This window comes from Psychroflexus torquis ATCC 700755, from assembly GCF_000153485.2.
Lineage (GTDB): Bacteria > Bacteroidota > Bacteroidia > Flavobacteriales > Flavobacteriaceae > Psychroflexus > Psychroflexus torquis.
The window spans coordinates 685,299-706,255 of record NC_018721.1; the positions used below are offsets into that span (position 1 = coordinate 685,299).

The 20,957-nt window shown below is 37.7% G+C and carries 6 protein-coding genes; 1 reads left to right on the forward strand and 5 read right to left on the reverse strand.

Features of this window, described 5'->3' with window-relative positions; all coding sequences use genetic code 11:
* Positions 1–95: 95 nt before the first annotated feature.
* From P700755_RS03070 to P700755_RS03080, 3 genes are read right to left on the reverse strand one after another with little or no spacing between them, the layout of a single operon-like run.
* Entirely contained in the window at positions 96–2,375 is a 2,280-nt protein-coding gene (locus P700755_RS03070; RefSeq protein ID WP_015023294.1) for an OmpA family protein, read from the reverse strand.
* Positions 2,376–2,377: 2 nt separating this feature from the next.
* Positions 2,378–3,316 carry a PorP/SprF family type IX secretion system membrane protein gene (locus tag P700755_RS03075; protein ID WP_015023295.1) on the reverse strand — a complete coding sequence of 313 codons (939 nt, stop codon included), beginning with the start codon at positions 3,314–3,316 and terminating at the stop codon, positions 2,378–2,380.
* Between the two features lie 3 nt (positions 3,317–3,319).
* Positions 3,320–16,546 carry an SdrD B-like domain-containing protein gene (locus P700755_RS03080; RefSeq protein ID WP_015023296.1) on the reverse strand — a complete coding sequence of 4,409 codons (13,227 nt, stop codon included), beginning with the start codon at positions 16,544–16,546 and terminating at the stop codon, positions 3,320–3,322.
* Positions 16,547–16,768: 222 nt separating this feature from the next.
* Between P700755_RS03080 and P700755_RS03085 the strand changes: the two genes are divergently transcribed.
* On the forward strand, positions 16,769–18,355 hold the full coding sequence (locus P700755_RS03085) for a peptide chain release factor 3 (RefSeq protein ID WP_015023297.1): 1,587 nt from the start codon (positions 16,769–16,771) through the stop codon (positions 18,353–18,355).
* Between the two features lie 312 nt (positions 18,356–18,667).
* On the opposite strand, the gene P700755_RS03090 is transcribed toward P700755_RS03085, so the two are convergent.
* Entirely contained in the window at positions 18,668–19,648 is a 981-nt protein-coding gene (locus tag P700755_RS03090) for a PLP-dependent cysteine synthase family protein (RefSeq protein ID WP_015023298.1), read from the reverse strand.
* Positions 19,649–19,719: 71 nt separating this feature from the next.
* Positions 19,720–20,955: an ABC transporter permease gene (locus P700755_RS03095; RefSeq protein ID WP_015023299.1), complete on the reverse strand. Its 1,236-nt coding sequence runs from the start codon at positions 20,953–20,955 to the stop codon at positions 19,720–19,722.
* Positions 20,956–20,957: the final 2 nt, after the last annotated feature.

A 20,957-nucleotide genomic window follows, 5' to 3' on the forward strand; every position in this document is an offset into this window, starting at 1 on the left:
AAATACAAAATAAGTTGAATTTGAATTCAATAAAGAAAAATTAACCTAACGATAAAAGGTTTTATTTATGAATTATTTAAAAATTGGTGGGATTTCTAAAATCTAATTTCACCCCTAAGACCTACAACAAAAGCACCTTTAATCCCAGATTTTATGAGTAAGGCTCTGTAAGATGTAGCTTCATCTTTAGTTTTGAAAACCGAGGAAAAGTAGCGCTTATAACCATCGTCGTAAACATGACTAAATACATTCTTAACTTGATTAAATTTAATTTTTAATCCTGTTCTTCTTAAAGCTGCTATTTGCACTGTATATAGCTCTTCAGATGAATTTTTAAAATCATAAAACGAAGCTTTAGATGTTCTTAGTTCATTCTGTTGTAATCTATTTCCTTCAAGGCTTTGATTTGGTTTTAAAATAATAAATTCTGCTCTCCTGTTTAAAGCGTGTTCAGATTCAGAACAATCTATTCCATTAGAGCATTTATTGACTAACTGACTTTCACCATAGCCTCTTCCAGATATTCGTTCAGATGAAATACCTGATTTTTCTATGATATAATTTATGGTTGCTTTAGCTCGTTTATTTGAGAGTATTTGGTTGTACTCATCACCTGCTCTACTATCTGTATGAGATCTCACATCAATACGCAAATTAGGATAGGATTTCATTGCCACAATAATCTTTTGAAGTTCAACTTCCGCGTCAGGTCTGATTTGGAATTTATCTAAATCAAAATAAATAGTATCCAATTGAAGTAAATCATTCAAGTCATCACCATCATCTGCTTTTGTAATCCCTAATTCACCTCCTTCATTCATAGAAAAATTCAAGGAGTTTTCAGTTCCAAAATCAGAATTTATCTCTACTACCTCGCCAGATGTAGAAAATCCGTCCTTGGAGACCCTTAAAACATAACTGGAGTTACAGTCCACTTCAAATTGATAGAAACCTTTGGAGTCTGTAATAGTGGAGTCCAATATTTTTAAGTCTCTATCAAAAAGAGAGACTTTTGCATCACTCAAAGGATCTTCTCCATTAGTTTTGAAGATATTGCCATTTAATAATTGGAAACAATCTGTAATTAATTTGTTTAATTGAGTTAATTCATAAATATTATCGCTTGTCCCTTCTTGACCTCTATTAGAAGCAAAAAATCCCTTCTTCAGTTTTGAATTAATAATAAAACTGAAATCATCCTTAGAACTATTAATAGGTCTACCTAAATTAAAAACTTCCCCTAATTTTTCATTTTCTTTTATAACTGCAACAAAAACGTCTAAACCACCTAAGCCTAAATGTCCATCTGATGCAAAGTAAAGCAGGCCATCATCACTTACAAAAGGAAAACTTTCTCTCCCTTCCGTGTTTATGCTCTCTCCTAGATTTTCAGGAATACTGTAAGTATTGTCTTCACGAATTTCAACTTTAAAAATATCGGACATCCCAATTGTTCCATCCATATCAGAAGAAAAATAAAGGATCTTATTATCTTTACTTAATGCAGGATAAGCTACAGAATAATTATCATTATTAAAAGGCAGTTCTTCAGGTTTTGTCCAAGTGTTCTCCGAATTTAATTCAGACTTGAAAAGTTTTAGATAACTTATACCATCTTCTCCTCTTTTCAGCTTATTACCTGAGAAGTTATTTCTAGTGAAATAAACAGTTTTTCCATCGCTACTAAAGGCCGCTGAAGACTCATGAAACTTTGAATTTAATTCTTCTAAAAATACAATGGGTTCAGATTCAATAACTAAAGAATCTGATAAATCTGAACTATATAAGTTGAGGTAAGGTTTGTTATTCCATTCATGAATTCTTTTGACCAACCAAGAATTTGGTCTGTTAGAAGCAAATACTAGTTTATTTCCATAGAAGGATGGAGAGAATTCAGAGTAATCAGAATTAATAGAAATCTTTTTCAACTCAAATCTTCCTGACTGCATTTCTATGAGTTCAAGATAATTCCGCTCTTTCTTTAATCTAGAAACCCTACTATCTGTTTCATTGAGAGTATCAAATTCAAACATAATTTCGTCAGATTTTTCGTAGAGCTTGATGCTCTTTAAAGACTGAGCATATCTGAATAAATACTCTTTAGGAAGATTTTGGTTTATATCATACAATTTCTGATACCATTCAAAAGCTTTTTCTAGATCGCTATTGAAGTAATATGAATCACCTAACTTTTTAAATAAATTTTCAGATTCATAACCATTATTAGCTACCTCCAAATAAATTTTTTGAGCATCTATAAAAGCATAACTTTCAAACATTTTGTCGGCTTCTTTAAGCTTATCTTTTTGACCATAGCCTAAACCCGTAATAAGAATTATTACGATAAAAATTATATGTCTATTAGTGAATTTCATGCTTAGAAAAATCTAGGGGTGTACATTCTTTTATATTTTTTGAACAATTCAAATCTTACAAAAAACTCTAAGGATCCATCGTTATAACTAGAAAATGTAGAAATATCTCTATCATAAGCTATTCCTAACAAAATAGAGTCTGATGCTTGAAAACCAACAATACCAGAAAACGCAGAATTCAATCGATAGGCGGCTCCTAAAGTAAATCTATCATTAATTAAAAAATTTGAAGATAATTCTGCTAATAATGGAGAACCACTTACATGTCTAAATAAAACTGAGGGCTTAAACTTTAAAGTAGGCGTAAGGTCAAATACAACACCGGCTGTAAGAAAGTAATGTAAACGATCTCTAACTGTAGCATCTGGAATAGAATTATCTGAAAATCTATCATTCCTCAATAAAGAAGGAACACTCAAGCCTACAAAATACTTATCATTGTACAGCAAGGCTCCTAATCCTACCTGAGGTGAAATTTTGTTCTCTATATTGTTATTAAACTCTGGATCTGTTGGATCAAAAATATTAAGATCTCTGTAATCTATATTCATTAAATTCACTCCTGCATTTATACCAAATGAGAGCTTAGTGTATCTAGACATGTCTAAAGCATAACTATAGACAGCGTTGATATCGGTTTCTTGAGTAATTCCTATCTGATCATTCACTATATTAAAACCTAAACCCATTTTACCTTCACTAATAGGAGTATGGGCTGAAAAAGTCTGAGAAGTTGGAGCACCATTAAAGCCCAGCCATTGAGACCTATGTAAGGCTACAGCACTAAGAACATCCCTGGACCCCGCATATGCAGGATTTATACTCAATGTATTATACATATATTGAGTAAAGTTGGGATCTTGTTGCGCAGAGACTGTTTGAGTTGCTAGAACAAGCAGACTGCACACTAAAGTTATATTCAGAATTCGACGCTTAGCCATAATTTAATTTAAATGTAAATATCCGTTCTTCCTTTCAGGTGTTCCATTTCTATTGATATAATTCAATATATAAAAATAAGTGCCTGTAGGCAAACGCTCATCTTTTTGGATGGTAATATTACCAGAACTAAATCCTCTAAATAGTTTATTATTATTTTCTCCATATCCCTCAACATCAAAAACTTTTACGCCTTGTCTGTTAAAAATCTGAACTGAATTTTCTGGATAGTTTTGTATCCCTTCAATTCTAAAAAACTGATTTTGAAAAGTACTGCCTTCCGAAGAAACCGCATTATATATAATAATATCGTCAATTAAAAACCCGTCATTATCAGATATCACCAAAGATCCTGCGTTTACTAAAGTCGTGGTTGGGTTCGTTCCTTCGGTCTGTGTAACATCGGTTGGAAAATCTAAATCTGTAATATCTATTTCAGAAATAGTTACACCTGCAATAACTTCAATGTCCCAATCACCATCTATATTAGTTTCTACTTCTAATTGGTCACCAAAAGAATCAATAACAAATAGTGTTACATTAGGTATTCCTTCCTCACTGGTATCCTGAGTGCCATTACCATTGTTATCGAAATATAGACGACCACTTAGAATGCCTAATTCATAAAACCCATCAACCTCATTGAAGGTTTGTCCTATTACAATTGTTGTGTTTGTTGGATCGTCCCCTTCTGTTTGTGATGATCCTATTGGGAAATCTGCATCAGTTTCATCAATATCTGATGTAGCATTTCCAGGCGGTAAATCTATATTCCAGTCTCCATTGGCATCTGTTACAAGTGTTGTGGTAGTTCCAAACACATCAGTAATAACTACATCAACATTTGGCATATCTGCTTCGCTTGAGTCTTGGGTTCCATTTCCATTTAAATCGAAGTATAAATGTCCTGTAAGCTTGCCTAATTCAAAAAACCCATCAATTTCATTAAACGTTTGACCACCCAAAATCGTCGTAATTGTTGGGTCTGTTCCTTCAGTTAGCAATGCTCCTGCTGGAAAATCTAGATCAGTTTCATCGATATTTGAAGTTGCGTCACCAAGTGGTAAGTCTATACTCCAATCTCCATTGGCATCTGTCGTTACAGTCTGGACTTGGCTGAAAACATCCGTGATTTCAACATCAACATTTGGCATGTCTGGTTCGATTGGATCTTGAGTACCATTTCCATTTTCATCGAAGTATAAGTGACCAGTTAAAGTCCCTGATTCATAAAAACCATCAATTTCATTAAACGTTTGTCCAGTTACAATAGCTGTCGTGGTTGGATCGTCCCCTTCTGTTTGTGTTGCTCCTGTTGGAAAATCTGGATCGCTTCGAACAATACTTGAAGTTGCATTACCAGGCGATAATTCTATACTCCAGTCTCCATTGGCATCTGTTACAAGTGTCGTGGTAGCTCCAAACACATCGGTAATTTCAATATCAACATTTGGCATGTCTATTTCACTTGGCTCCTGAGTACCATTTCCATTTTCATCGAAATATAAATGTCCTGTAAGCTCTCCTGAAACAAAGAACCCATCAATTTCATTAACCGTTTGTCCGTTTACAATTGTGGTTGTGGTTGGATCGTCCCCTTCTGTTTGTGTTGCTCCTGTTGGGAAATCTGGATCGCTTCGAACAATACTTGATGTAGCGTCGCCTTGTGGTAAAACTATACTCCAATCTCCATCGGCATCTGTTACAAGTGTGGTGAGCGCTCCAAATACATCAGTAATTTCTACATCAACATCAGGCATATCTGCTTCACTTGGCTCCTGAGTACCATTGCCATTTTCATCGAAGTATAAGTGACCAGTTAAAGTACCTGATTCATAAAAACCATCAATTTCATTAAACGTTTGTCCAGTTACAATAGCTGTCGTGGTAGGATCTGTTCCTTCTGTTTGTGTTGCTCCTGTTGGGAAATCTGGATCGCTTCGAACAATACTTGATGTAGCATCGCCTTGTGGTAAAACTAAACTCCAGTCTCCATTAGCATCTGTCGTTACAGTCTGAACTTGACTGAAAGAGTCAGTAATTTCTACATCAACATCAGTCATATCTGCTTCACTTGGCTCCTGAGTACCATTTCCATTTTCATCGAAATATAAATGACCAGTTAAAGTCCCTGATTCGAAAAAACCATCAATTTCATTAAACGTTTGTCCGTTTACAATAGTGGTTGTGGTTGGATCGTCCCCTTCTGTTTGTGCTGCTCCTATTGGGAAATCTGGATCAGTTTCATCGATATTTGATGTAGCATCGCCTTGTGGTAAAACTAAACTCCAGTCTCCATTAGCATCTGTTATAAGTGTGGTGACCACTCCAAATACATCCGTAATTTCAACATCAACACTAGGCATGTCTGGTTCAGTTGGCTCCTGAGTACCATTGCCATTTATATCGAAGTATAAGTGACCAGTTAAAGTCCCTGATTCATAAAAACCATCTATTTCATTAAACGTTTGTCCAGTTAAAATAGTGGTCGTGGTTGGATCGTCCCCTTCTGTTTGTGCTGCTCCTGTCGGGAAATCTGGATCGCTTCGAACAATACTTGATATAGCATCGCCTTGTGGTAAAACTAAACTCCAATCTCCATTAGCATCTGTCGTTACAGTCTGAACTTGACTGAAAGAGTCAGTAATTTCTACATCCACATTTGGCATGTCTGCTTCACTTGCCTCCTGAGTACCATTGCCATTTTCATCAAAGTATAAGTGACCAGTTAAAGTCCCTGATTCATAAAAACCATCTATTTCATTAAACGTTTGTCCGGTTACGATAGTGGTCGTGGTTGGATCATCCCCTTCTGTTTGTGTTGCTCCTGTTGGGAAATCTGGATCGCTTCGAACAATACTTGATGTAGCATCGCCTTGTGGTAAAACTAAACTCCAGTCTCCATTAGCATCTGTCGTTAAAGTCTGAACTTGACTGAAAGAGTCAGTAATTTCTACATCAACACTAGGCATATCTGCTTCACTTGCCTCCTGAGTACCATTGCCATTTTCATCGAAGTATAAGTGACCAGTTAAAGTACCTGATTCATAAAAACCATCTATTTCATTAAACGTTTGTCCAGTTACAATAGCTGTTGTGGTAGGATCTGTTCCTTCTGTTTGTGTTACTCCTGTTGGGAAATCTGGATCGCTTCGAACAATACTTGATGTAGCATCGCCTTGTGGTAAAACTAAACTCCAGTCTCCATTAGCATCTGTCGTTACAGTCTGAACTTGACTGAAAGAGTCAGTAATTTCTACATCAACATTTGGCATATCTATTTCACTTGGCTCCTGAGTACCATTTCCATTTTCATCGAAGTATAAGTGACCAATTAAAATACCTGATTCATAAAAACCATCTATTTCATTAAAGGTTTGTCCAGTTACAACAGTGGTCGTGGTTGGATCTGTTCCTTCTGTTTGTGCTGCTCCTGTTGGGAAATCTGGATCGCTTCGAACAATACTTGATGTAGCATCGCCTTGTGGTAAAACTATACTCCAATCTCCATCGGCATCTGTTACAAGTGTTGTGACCACTCCAAATACATCCGTAATTTCTACATCAACATCAGGCATATCTGCTTCACTTGGCTCCTGAGTACCATTTCCGTTTTCATCGAAGTATAAATGACCAGTTAAAGTACCTGATTCATAAAAACCATCAATTTCATTAAACGTTTGTCCAGTTACAATAGCGGTCGTGGTTGGATCGTCACCTTCTGTTTGTGCTGCTCCTGTCGGGAAATCTGGATCGCTTCGAACAATACTTGATGTAGCATCGCCTTGTGGTAAAACTAAACTCCAGTCTCCATTAGCATCTGTCGTTACAGTCTGAACTTGACTGAAAGAGTCAGTAATTTCTACATCAACATTTGGCATATCTGCTTCGCTTAACTCCTGAGTACCATTTCCATTTTCATCGAAGTATAAATGACCAGTTAAAGTACCTGATTCGAAAAAACCATCTATTTCATTAAACGTTTGTCCGGTTACGATAGTGGTCGTGGTTGGATCATCCCCTTCTGTTTGTGTTGCTCCTGTTGGGAAATCTGGATCGCTTCTGACAATACTTGAAATTGCATCGCCTTGTGGTAAAACTAAACTCCAGTCTCCATTGGCATCTGTAGTTACAGTCTGAACTTGACTGAAAGAGTCAGTAATTTCAACATCCACATTTGGCATGTCTGCTTCAGTTGGCTCCTGAGTACCATTGCCATTTTCATCAAAGTACAAGTGACCAGTTAAAATACCTGTTTCGAAAAAACCATCTATTTCATTAAAGGTTTGTCCAGTTACAACAGTGGTCGTGGTTGGATCTGTTCCTTCTGTTTGTGCTGCTCCTGTTGGGAAATCTGGATCGCTTCGAACAATACTTGATGTAGCATCGCCTTGTGGTAAAACTATACTCCAGTCTCCATTGGCATCTGTAGTTACAGTCTGAACTAGACTGAAAACATCCGTAATTTCAACATCAACATTTGGCATATCTGATTCGCTTGGCTCCTGAGTACCATTGCCATTTTCATCGAAGTATAAGTGACCAGCTAAACTACCTGTTTCGTAAAAACCATCTATTTCATTAACCGTTTGTCCAGTTACAACAGTGGTCGTGGTTGGATCTGTTCCTTCTGTTTGTGCTGCTCCTGTTGGGAAATCTGGATCGCTTCGGACAATACTTGATGTAGCATCACCTTGTGGTAAAACTAAACTCCAGTCTCCATTGGCATTTGTTACAAGTGTAGTGACCGCTCCAAATACATCCGTAATTTCAACTTCCACATTTGGCATGTCTGCTTCACTTGGCTCCTGAGTACCATTACCATTTTCATCGAAGTATAAGTGACCAGTTAAAGTACCTGTTTCGAAAAAACCATCTATTTCATTAAACGTTTGTCCAGTTACAATAGCTGTCGTGGTTGGATCTGTTCCTTCTGTTTGTGCTGCTCCTGTTGGGAAATCTGGATCGCTTCGGACAATACTTGATGTAGCATCGCCTTGTGGTAAAACTAAACTCCAATCTCCATTGGCATTTGTCACCAATGTAGTGACCGCTCCAAATACATCCGTAATTTCAACTTCCACATTTGGCATGTCTGCTTCACTTGGCTCCTGAGTACCATTGCCATTTTCATCAAAGTATAAGTGACCAGTTAAAGTCCCTGATTCATAAAAACCATCTATTTCATTAAACGTTTGTCCAGTTACAATAGCTGTCGTGGTTGGATCATCCCCTTCTGTTTGTGCTGCTCCTGTTGGGAAATCTGGATCAGCTTCATCGATATTTGATGTAGCATCGCCTTGTGGTAAAACTATACTCCAATCTCCATTAGCATCTGACACCAGTGTTGTGACTACTCCAAATACATCCGTAATTTCTACATCAACATTTGGCATGTCTGCTTCGCTTAACTCCTGAGTACCATTGCCATTTTCATCGAAATATAAATGACCAGTTAAAGTACCTGTTTCGTAAAAACCATCTATTTCATTAAACGTTTGTCCAGTTACAACAGTGGTCGTGGTTGGATCTGTTCCTTCTGTTTGTGCTGCTCCTGTTGGGAAATCTGGATCGCTTCGGACAATACTTGATGTAGCATCACCTTGTGGTAAAACTAAACTCCAGTCTCCATTGGCATTTGTCGTTACAGTCTGAACTTGACTGAAAGAGTCAGTAATTTCTACATCAACATTTGGCATATCTGCTTCACTTGGCTCTTGAGTACCATTGCCATTTTCATCAAAGTACAAGTGACCAGTTAAAGTACCTGTTTCGAAAAAACCATCTATTTCATTAAACGTTTGTCCGTTTATTATAGCCGTTGTGGTTGGATCTGTTCCTTCTGTTTGTGCTGCTCCTGTTGGGAAATCTGGATCGCTTCGGACAATACTTGATATAGCATCGCCTTGTGGTAAAACTAAACTCCAGTCTCCATTAGCATCTGTCACCAATGTAGTGACCGCTCCAAATACATCAGTAATTTCTACATCAACATCAGGCATATCTGCTTCACTTGGCTCCTGAGTACCATTTCCGTTTTCATCGAAGTATAAGTGACCAGTTAAAGTACCTGATTCATAAAAACCATCAATTTCATTAAACGTTTGTCCAGTTACAATAGCTGTCGTGGTAGGATCTGTTCCTTCTGTTTGTGTTGCTCCTGTTGGGAAATCTGGATCGCTTCGAACAATACTTGATATAGCATCGCCTTGTGGTAAAACTAAACTCCAGTCTCCATTAGCATCTGTCGTTACAGTCTGAACTTGACTGAAAGAGTCAGTAATTTCTACATCAACATTTGGCATATCTATTTCACTTGGCTCCTGAGTACCATTTCCATTTTCATCGAAGTATAAGTGACCAATTAAAATACCTGTTTCGAAAAAACCATCTATTTCATTAAAGGTTTGTCCAGTTACAACAGTGGTCGTGGTTGGATCTGTTCCTTCTGTTTGTGCTGCTCCTGTTGGGAAATCTGGATCGCTTCGGACAATACTTGAAGTTGCATCGCCTTGTGGTAAAACTAAACTCCAGTCTCCATCGGCATCTGACACCAGTGTAGTGACCGCTCCAAATACATCCGTAATTTCAACATCCACATTTGGCATGTCTGGTTCAGTTGGCTCCTGAGTACCATTGCCATTTATATCGAAGTACAAGTGACCAGTTAAAGTACCTGTTTCGTAAAAACCATCAATTTCATTAAATGTTTGACCGGTTACAACGGTGGTCGTGGTTGGATCTGTTCCTTCTGTTTGTGCTGCTCCTGTTGGGAAATCTGGATCAGTTTCATCGATATTTGATGTAGCATTGCCTTGTGGTAAAACTATACTCCAGTCTCCATTGGCATTTGTTACAAGTGTAGTGACCGCTCCAAATACATCCGTAATTTCTACATCAACATTTGGCATGTCTGCTTCACTTGGCTCCTGAGTACCATTTCCATTTTCATCGAAGTATAAGTGACCAGTTAAAGTACCTGTTTCGAAAAAACCATCTATTTCATTAAACGTTTGTCCAGTTAAAATAGTGGTTGTGGTTGGATCCGTTCCTTCTGTTTGTGCTGCTCCTGTTGGGAAATCTGGATCGCTTCGGACAATACTTGATATAGCATCGCCTTGTGGTAAAACTAAACTCCAATCTCCATTGGCATTTGTCACCAATGTAGTGACCGCTCCAAATACATCAGTAATTTCTACATCAACATTTGGCATATCTGCTTCACTTGCCTCCTGAGTACCATTGCCATTTTCATCAAAGTATAAGTGACCAGTTAAAGTCCCTGATTCATAAAAGCCATCTATTTCATTAAACGTTTGTCCAGTTACAATAGTTGTCGTGGTTGGATCTGTTCCTTCTGTTTGTGTTGCTCCTGTTGGGAAATCTGGATCATTTTCATCGATATTTGATGTAGCATTGCCTGGCGATAATCCTATACTCCAGTCTCCATTAGCATCTGTCGTTACAGTCTGAACTTGACTGAAAGAGTCAGTAATTTCGACATCAACATTTGGCATGTCTGCTTCGCTTAACTCCTGAGTACCATTTCCATTTTCATCGAAGTATAAGTGACCGGTTAAAATACCTGTTTCATAAAAACCATCAATTTCATTAAACGTTTGTCCGTTTACAATAGCGGTCGTTGTTGGATCTGTTCCTTCTGTTTGTGTTGCACCCGATGGGAAATCTGGATCGCTTCGAACAATACTTGAAGTTGCATTACCAGGCGATAACTCTATAGTCCAATCTCCGTTGACATCTGTCACCAGTGTAGTGACCGCTCCAAATACATCAGTAATTTCAACATCCACATTTGGCATATCTACTTCACTTGGCTCCTGAGTACCGTTGCCATTTTCATCAAAGTATAAGTGACCAGTTAAAGTACCTGATTCATAAAAACCGTCTATTTCATTAAAGGTTTGTCCAGTTACAATAGTTGTCGTGGTTGGATCTGTTCCTTCTGTTTGTGTTGCTCCTGTTGGGAAATCTGGATCATTTTCATCGATATTTGATGTAGCATTGCCTGGCGATAATCCTATACTCCAATCACCGTTGGCATCTGTTGTTACAGTCTGGACTTGACTGAAAGAGTCAGTAATTTCGACATCAACGTTTGGCATATCTGCTTCACTTGGCTCCTGAGTACCATTGCCATTTTCATCGAAGTATAAGTGACCTGTTAAAATACCTGTTTCGAAAAAACCATCTATTTCATTAAACGTTTGTCCAGTTATAATGGTGGTAGTTGTTGGATCTGTTCCTTCTGTTTGTGCTGCTCCTGACGGGAAATCTGGATCGCTTCGGACAATACTTGAAGTTGCATCACCTACTGGTAAAACTAAACTCCAGTCTCCATTAGCATCTGACACCAGTGTGGTGAACGCTCCAAATACATCCGTGATTTCAACTTCCACATTTGGCATGTCTGCTTCAATTGGCTCCTGAGTACCATTGCCATTTTCATCGAAGTATAAGTGACCCGTTAAAGTACCTGATTCATAAAAACCATCAATTTCATTAAACGTTTGTCCAGTTACAATAGCTGTCGTGGTTGGATCTTCCCCTTCTGTTTGTGTTGAACCTGTTGGGAAATCTGGATCAGCTTGATCGATATTTGATGTAGCATTGCCTGGCGATAATCCTATACTCCAATCACCGTTGGCATCTGTTGTTACAGTCTGGACTTGACTGAAAGAGTCAGTAATTTCTACATCAACATTTGGCATGTCTGCTTCGCTTAACTCCTGAGTACCATTTCCATTTTCATCGAAGTATAAGTGACCGGTTAAAATACCTGTTTCGAAAAAACCATCAATTTCATTAACCGTTTGTCCGTTTACAATAGCAGTTGTGGTTGGATCGTCCCCTTCTGTTTGTGCTGCTCCTGTTGGGAAATCTGGATCGCTTCGAACAATACTTGATGTAGCATCGCCTTGTGGTAAAACTAAACTCCAATCTCCATTGGCATTTGTTGTAAGTGTAGTGACCGCTCCAAATACATCCGTAATTTCAACATCAACATTTGGCATATCTGCTTCACTTGGCTCCTGAGTACCATTTCCATTTTCATCGAAGTATAAGTGACCAGTTAGAGTACCTATTTCGTAAAAACCATCTATTTCATTAAACGTTTGTCCAGTTACAATAGTAGTCGTGGTTGGATCGTCCCCTTCTGTTTGTGCTGCTCCTGCTGGGAAATCTGGATCGCTTCGGACAATACTTGATATAGCATCGCCTTGTGGTAAAACTAAACTCCAATCTCCATTGGCATCTGTTACCAGTGTGGTGACCGATCCAAATACATCCGTAATTTCAACATCCACATTTGGCATATCTGCTTCACTTGGCTCTTGAGTACCATTGCCATTTTCATCGAAGTATAAGTGCCCCGTTAAAGTCCCTGTTTCGTAAAAACCATCAATTTCATTAACCGTTTGTCCGGTGACAATAGTGGTCGCTGTTGGATTGTCCCCTTCTGTTTGTGCTGCACCCGTTGGAAAATCAGGATCAGTTTCATCGATATTTGATATAGCATTGCCAGGCGATAATTCTATACTCCAGTCTCCAATCGCATCTGTAACAAGTGTCGTGACTACTCCAAATACATCAGTAATTTCTACATCAACATTTGGCATGTCTGCTTCACTTGGCTCCTGAGTACCATTGCCATTTTCATCAAAGTATAAGTGACCAGTTAAAGTACCTGATTCATAAAAACCATCAATTTCATTAAACGTTTGTCCGTTTACAATAGCTGTCGTGGTTGGATCTGTACCTTCTGTTTGTGCTGCTCCCGTTGGAAAATCTGGGTCAGTTTCATCGATATTCGATGTAGCATTGCCTGGCGATAATCCTATGCTCCAATCTCCATTTGCATCTGTTACAAGTGTCGTAGTATCTCCAAACACATCGGTAATTTCTACATCCACATTTGGCATATCCGCTTCGCTTGGCTCCTGAGTACCATTGCCATTTTCATCAAAATATAAATGCCCTGTAAGCTCTCCTGAAACAAAGAACCCATCAACCTCACTAAGTGATTGTCCGCCTAAAATCGTCGTAATCGTTGGATCTGTGCCTTCTGTTTGTGTTACTCCTATTGGGAAATCTGGATCGCTTCGAATAATCCTTGAAATCGCATCGCCTTGTGGTAAAACTAAACTCCAGTCTCCATCGGCATCTGTTACAAGTGTAGTGACCGCTCCAAATACATCTGTGATTTCAACTTCCACATTTGGCATGTCTGCTTCGCTTAACTCCTGAGTACCATTTCCATTTTCATCGAAGTATAAGTGACCCATTAAAATCCCTGTTTCGAAAAAACCATCTATTTCATTAACCGTTTGTCCAGTTAAAATAACGGTGATGGTTGGATCGTCCCCTTCTGTTTGTGCTGCTCCTGTTGGGAAATCTGGATCGCTTTGGTCAATACTTGATGTTGCATTACCTAGCGGCAGGTTTTTACTCCAGTCTCCATTAGCATCAGTTACCAGTATGGTAATCACTCCAAATATATCCGTGATTTCTACATCAACATTTGGCATGTCTGCTTCGCTTAGCTCCTGAGTACCATTGCCATTTTCATCGAAGTATAAGTGACCCGTTAAAGTACCTGTTCCGAAAAAACCATCAATTTCATTAAACGTTTCACCGCTTACAATAGTGGTTGTGGTTGGATCTGTTCCTTCTGTTTGTGCTGTTCCTGATGGGAAATCTGGATCGCTTCGGACAATACTTGAAGTTGCAATGCCTTGTGGTAAAACTATACTCCAATCCCCATTGGCATTTGTTATAAGTGTGGTGACCACTCCAAATACATCCGTAATTTCTACATCCACATTTGGCATGTCTGCTTCGCTTGGCTCCTGAGTACCGTTGCCATTTTCATCGAAGTATAAGTGACCCGTTAAAGTACCTGTTTCATAAAAACCATCAATTTCATTAACCGTTTGTCCGGTTACAACAGTGGTTGTGGTTGGATCTGTACCTTCTGTTTGTGCTGCTCCCGTTGGGAAATCTGGATCGCTTTGGTCAATACTTGAAGTTGCATCGCCTTGTGGTAAAACTAAACTCCAGTCTCCATTGGCATCTGTTGCAAGTTCCGTGATCACTCCAAATATATCGGTAATTTCTACATCAACATTTGGCATGTCTTCTTCACTTGGCTCCTGAGCACCATTGCCATTTTCATCGAAGTATAAGTGACCCGTTAAAGTGCCTGTTTCGTAAAAACCATCAATTTCAGAATAAGTTTCGCCAATCTCTACATTTTGAATCACCGTTGGATTTTCCCCTTCAGTTTGCTCTGCTCCCGTTGGGAATTGAGGATCGTTTTGATTTATTGTAGTTGTAGCAGTTCCGGCAGATACATTTATGGTCCAATCTCCATTAACATCGGTTGTCTCTATTGATGTTTGTCCAATTCCATCAACTATTTCCACATCTACGTCAGGCATATCGGGTTCAGTTGGATCCTGAATACCGTTACCATTTACATCAAAATATAAGTGCCCAGATAAAGTTGCAATTTTGAAAAAACCGTCGATTTCATTAAAAGATTGATTTATTATAACCGTGGTAGTTGTTGGGTTTGTCCCTTCTGTTTGTGAAGCATTTGGAAAATCAGGATCATTATCCACATCTATTATAGTTGAACCCACAGGAACAATAGAGCTCCATTCGCCGTTGGCATCAGTTTGGACAGTTATGGTCTCTCCTAAAGAATTTGTAATATCAATGTTAAAATTTATAAAACCAGGCTCCCCTGGATCTTGGCTACCATTATTATTTAAATCGTCGTAAAGTAAACCTGAAACTTCTCCAGATTGAAAGAATCCACTATTTTCAGAATAAATTTCACCACTCGCCACTGGATAAATTGTTGGATCTGTTCCTTCTGTTTGTGTTGCTCCGGTCGGGAAATCTGGATCGTTTTGATCAATTGTAGCTGTAGCAGTTCCCGTAGATACAGTTGCTGACCATTCTCCATCAGCATCGGTTGTTTCTACAAATGTTTGTCCAATTCCATCAACTATGTCCACATCAACATTAGGCATATCGGGTTCAGCGGCGTCTTGAGTGCCGTTACCATTTAAATCAAAATATAAGTTCCCTATTAGTTGACCTACTTTAAAAAAACCATCGATTTCATTAAAAGATTGATTTAATATGACCGTTGTAGTTGTTGGGTTTGTCCCCTCTGTTTGAGCTACTCCGCTTGGAAAATCAGGATCACTTGTGTCAACTTCAGTTGTGGTTAAGCCCACAGGAACTGTAGAATTCCATTCGCCATTAGCATCTGTTGGTACAGTTATGGTATCCCCCAAAGAAGTGGTAATAATAATGTTTACATTTTCAAACCCAGGCTCTCCAGGATCTTGACTACCATTATTATTTAAATCGTCATAAAGTAAACCTGAGAGCTCTCCAGATAGAAAGAACCCATCGTTTTCTGTAAATAGGGGAGCAAGTAAATTATCCGGAAGATTATTTATATCTATTGAAAGTTGGTACGTAGTTAGGTCTGTCCCTTCTGTTTGTGTCGCTCCCGTCGGGAAATCTGGATCGCTATTATCAATATCCACATCAAATTCTCCAATATTAATAATAGCTGCCCAATCTCCATTAGCATCTGTTATTACTGTCACAAAATCTCCTAAAAAGTCTTCAATTACCACATCAACATCTGGCATATCTGCTTCACTTGCATCCTGGGTACCGTTACCATTTTCATCGAAATACAAATGCCCTATAACATTTTTAAAAAAAGCATAACCTGTAGGCCCTGTGTCTGTTGTTGTATTTGAATCAATTGTTGCACGACCACCACCAAAGCCTTCAGTAATAACTAGGTTGTCTGCATAATCGGCTGTATCTTCACCAAAAGGTTGAATGAAATAGATTATATCCCCAGGCTGAATATTTTGAGACCAATTGCCATTTACATCAGTTTCAACATTGTCAAGTGAACCACCAGAGGGAAACCGCCGAAATTGAATTATCACACCTTCTAGACCAGGCTCACCAGCATCCTGAAAACCATTATTATTAATATCATAATAGACTTTACCAGTTACGGTTCCTGGATCTGCAAATCGTGCTAATAAACTTTCAAAAGGATTCGGAAGAAAAGGATTGGAAGTATAAGATTTTTCTTCCTGTGCGAACGCTCCAATATTTATAAAAAGAAATATAAATAAGAATAGATAGGTTGGAGTAATAATTCTCATACAACAAAGGTTTAGACAAAAATAAACTATTATTTAATATTTTAAGATAATATTAAAAGTTTTTTATGCTCTGTTAAGAACTTTTTTTAGCAAAAAATATACATATATACCAATAAATATATATGTATAAGCAATAATTATAAATATACATCAATGCACAAACATTATCAATATATGTATCAAAACGATGGACATCAGAAATTAAAAAATTAAATTTGCAGCATGAAATTAAATAAAGAAATTAATAGGAGAAGAACCTTTGGTATTGTTTCTCACCCTGATGCTGGTAAAACAACGCTAACAGAAAAGTTACTCCTTTTTGGAGGTGCTATACAAGAAGCTGGAGCTGTAAAGTCGAATAAAATCAAAAAAACAGCCACAAGTGACTTTATGGAAATAGAGCGTCAAAGAGGGATTTCTGTTGCTACTTCTGTTTTAGGCTTTGAATATAAAGGTATTAAAATCAACATCTTAGACACACCAGGTCACAAAGATTTTGCTGAGGACACCTTTAGAACTTTAACGGCTGTAGATAGTGTCATCGTCGTGATTGATGTTGCTAAAGGAGTTGAAGAGCAAACTGAAAAACTCGTAAAAGTTTGCAGAATGCGTAATATTCCTATCATTGTTTTCATCAATAAAATGGATAGAGAAGGTAAAGATGCCTTTGGATTGTTGGATGAGATCGAGCAAAAATTAGGCTTACGTGTCACTCCGCTAAGTTTCCCTATCGGTATGGGTTATGACTTTAAAGGAATTTATAACATCTGGGAAAAAAATGTTAATTTATTTACCGGAGACCCCAAAAAGGATATTGAGGAAACTGTTGAAGTCAACGATTTATCTACCGATGAAATTGACCAGCTTATAGGCACAGACTCTGCCGACACCTTAAGAGAAGAGCTAGAACTTGTAGAGGGCGTCTATCCAGATTTTGATATCGAATCCTACAAGAACGGAGATTTACAACCTGTATTTTTTGGCTCAGCCTTAAATAATTTTGGGGTTCGGGAATTACTAGATTGCTTTATCAAAATAGCCCCATCACCACGACCTAAACAAAGTGATGTTCGAGAAATTAAGCCAGATGAGGATAAATTTACTGGATTTGTCTTTAAAATTCATGCCAATATGGATCCTAGACACCGGGATCGTCTAGCTTTTGTGAAAGTTGTTTCCGGTAAATTCGAAAGAAACAAACCCTATCTCCACATCCGAAGTAAAAAAACTCTAAAGTTTTCTAGTCCGAATGCTTTTTTTGCTGAACGCAAAGAAATTGTTGATGAAATGTTTCCAGGAGACATCGTTGGGCTTCACGACACTGGAACTTTTAAAATTGGTGACACCTTAACAGAAGGTGAGATTATTCAGTACAAAGGCATCCCTAACTTTTCTCCTGAACATTTTAGATATATCAATAATGTCGATCCCATGAAGTCTAAGCAACTTAATAAAGGGATTGAACAATTGATGGATGAGGGTGTTGCGCAATTGTTTACGCTAGAACTAAACAATAGAAAAATTATTGGTACTGTAGGAGCGCTTCAATATGAGGTGATACAGTATAGACTGGAACACGAATACGGTGCTAAATGCTCTTATGAAAACATCAACGTGCATAAGGCTTGTTGGATCGAACCGAAAGATGAGAAAAGCGAAGAGTTTAAAGAATTTAAACGTGTGAAATCTAAGTTTTTAGCCAAGGATAAAACCAATCAATTGGTGTTTCTAGCAGATTCTGAATTTTCCTTGCAAATGACTCAACAAAAATATCCAAATATCATATTTCATTTCACCTCAGAATTTTAAACACGTTTAAAAAGGCAAACCTAGTATACCAAATTAGACCTATAATAACGCAATAAATCGTTTCTTTTTCGCCTGCTTTTCATCAAAAATAATTCAATTTATTCATACGGCATTATAAATATAATTTGGTATTAGAAGCCGAGAACCTGCTTTCCGCATCAAGTCCGCAGTTTTCACTGCGTAAAAACCTTACGGGCTTTTACCTACAATCAGGGCTAGGGCCACCTGGTAAACTTTCAAGATCTACGTTTTAAAACAAAAAACAACCTCTTAAAATTTAAGAGGTTGTTTTTTGTAGTTATAGATAAGAGTTTAATCTATATATCCCATTTCTCTCATCCAGTCATCGTTAAACATTTTTCCAACATACCTGCTTCCATGATCGTGAAATAAAATCACTACCACATCCTCTTTTTTGAAATGCTCCTTCAATTGAAGCATACCTTTTACAGCAGCTCCAGCTGAATTACCTAAAAACATGCCTTCTTCTTTAGCGAGTCTTTGAGTATAAACAGCCGCATCCTTGTCGGTGACTTTCGTAAATCCGTCGATGCCATCAAATCTTACATTCAGCGGTAGGATATCCTCTCCAATTCCTTCGGTGACATAAGGGTAAATTTCATTTTCGTCGAACTCTCTAGTTTCATGGTATTTTTTAAAAACGGAACCGTAAGTATCTATCCCCCAAATTTTAATATTTGGATTTTTCATTTTCAAATAACTGCTTACTCCAGAGATTGTACCTCCAGTTCCAACGCCAGATACAAAATGGGTCACTTTCCCATCGGTTTGTTCCCAAATTTCTGGACCTGTAGTTTTAAAGTGAGCTTTGCAGTTGGACGGATTATCGTATTGGTTGACATACCAAGAATTTGGAGTTTCCCTAGCCAATCTTGCAGAAGTGGAATAGTAAGATCTTGGATCGTCTGGAGCCACATCTGTAGGACAAACATAGACTTCGCAACCTACGGCTCGTAGAATATCCATTTTCTCTTTACTCTGCTTATCGCTAAGAACGCAAACTACTTTATAGCCTTTTATAATTGCTACTAAAGCCAATCCCATACCTGTATTTCCCGAGGTCCCTTCAATAATAGTCCCTCCAGGTTTTAATGCGCCATACGTTTCGGCATCTTCAATCATCTGCAAAGCCATTCTGTCTTTTACAGAGTTTCCAGGATTAAAAGTTTCGTATTTGGCCAATACCAAAGAATCGATTTCTTCTACCATTTTATTCATCTTCACCATTGGTGTTTTACCAATAGTTCCAAGGATATTTTCAGCGTAATCCATAGTTTAATTTTAGTGTGGCAAATATAAAAAAAGTAAAACTCAAAACAGCGAGATTATCAAGGCTATAATAGCTATTCAAACTTCATTGCCTTTACTGGCGAAATTTTCACAATGATAACCGAAGGAATCAACAGCATCAATAAACACAAGACTAAAGTGCCAAAGTTAATCATTAAGATATAGTCTAAACTCAGATATATTGGAGCTTCAGAAACATAGTAAGTTTCTGGGTTGAGCTGAATAATTTTAAAATACTTCTGTATTAATAAAAGACTAATTCCTATTAAGTTACCCCAAAACAGACCTTTAAAAATCAAGTAACCAGCATTGTATAAAAAGATTTTACGGATAGACCAATCTGAAGATCCTAAAGCTTTTAAAATACCAATCATTTGAGTCCGTTCCAAAATAAGGACTAATAAAGCTGTCATCATATTAATTCCTGCTACCAAAATCATAATCCCAATAATAAGGATAATATTAAAGTCAAACATTTTTAACCATTCAAAAATGGAAGGATATAATTCGACTATCGTGCTCGCATTCAAAAAGGAGTCCACTTCTTCATAGACCTTGTAGCCAACTTCTTGAATATCGTTGAAATCTTCTACAAAAAGTTCAAATTGACCTATTTCATTTGCACTCCAATCGTTGAGTCTTTGGATTTGCTTTAAGTCGGCAATGATATAGGTTTCGTCAAATTCTTTAAAACCAGAGTCAAATATTCCTGATATCGTTAAGCCGACCGATCTTGGTAACCGGTCCTGATCCTCCCTCAAAAAATAAACAATAAGTTTATCTCCAGTTTTAAAGCCTAGACGGGTAGCCAAATAATCTGAAATCAATACTTCTCGACTTATGGATTCATCAAAAACAGGTAAAACTCCGTCTACCAAAAATTCTTCCAAATATTCCCAACGGTACTGTTCATCCACTCCTTTAACAACAATGCCTTCAAAATCTGTTTCAGTCCGAATGATACCGTACTTGGTCGCTACTTTTTGGATATGCTCAATTTCTGGAATGCTCGTAAAGGAAGGATAAAATTCCTGCTGAGTGCTCACAGGATTTTGGGTGATGGTAGCTTGGTTATTGGTGAAATTATTGATGACTATGTGACCATTGAAGGCTGCAATTTTTTCTCTGATTTTTTCCTGTAACCCAAAACCCGTTGCAACCGCAATAAACATCATGACTACACCAATAGCAATCGCCGAAATCGCAATTTTAATTATCGGTGCCGATATGCTACTTTTATAATCGCTTTTAGTAACTAGGCGTTTAGAAATAAAATATTCAAAATTCAAGG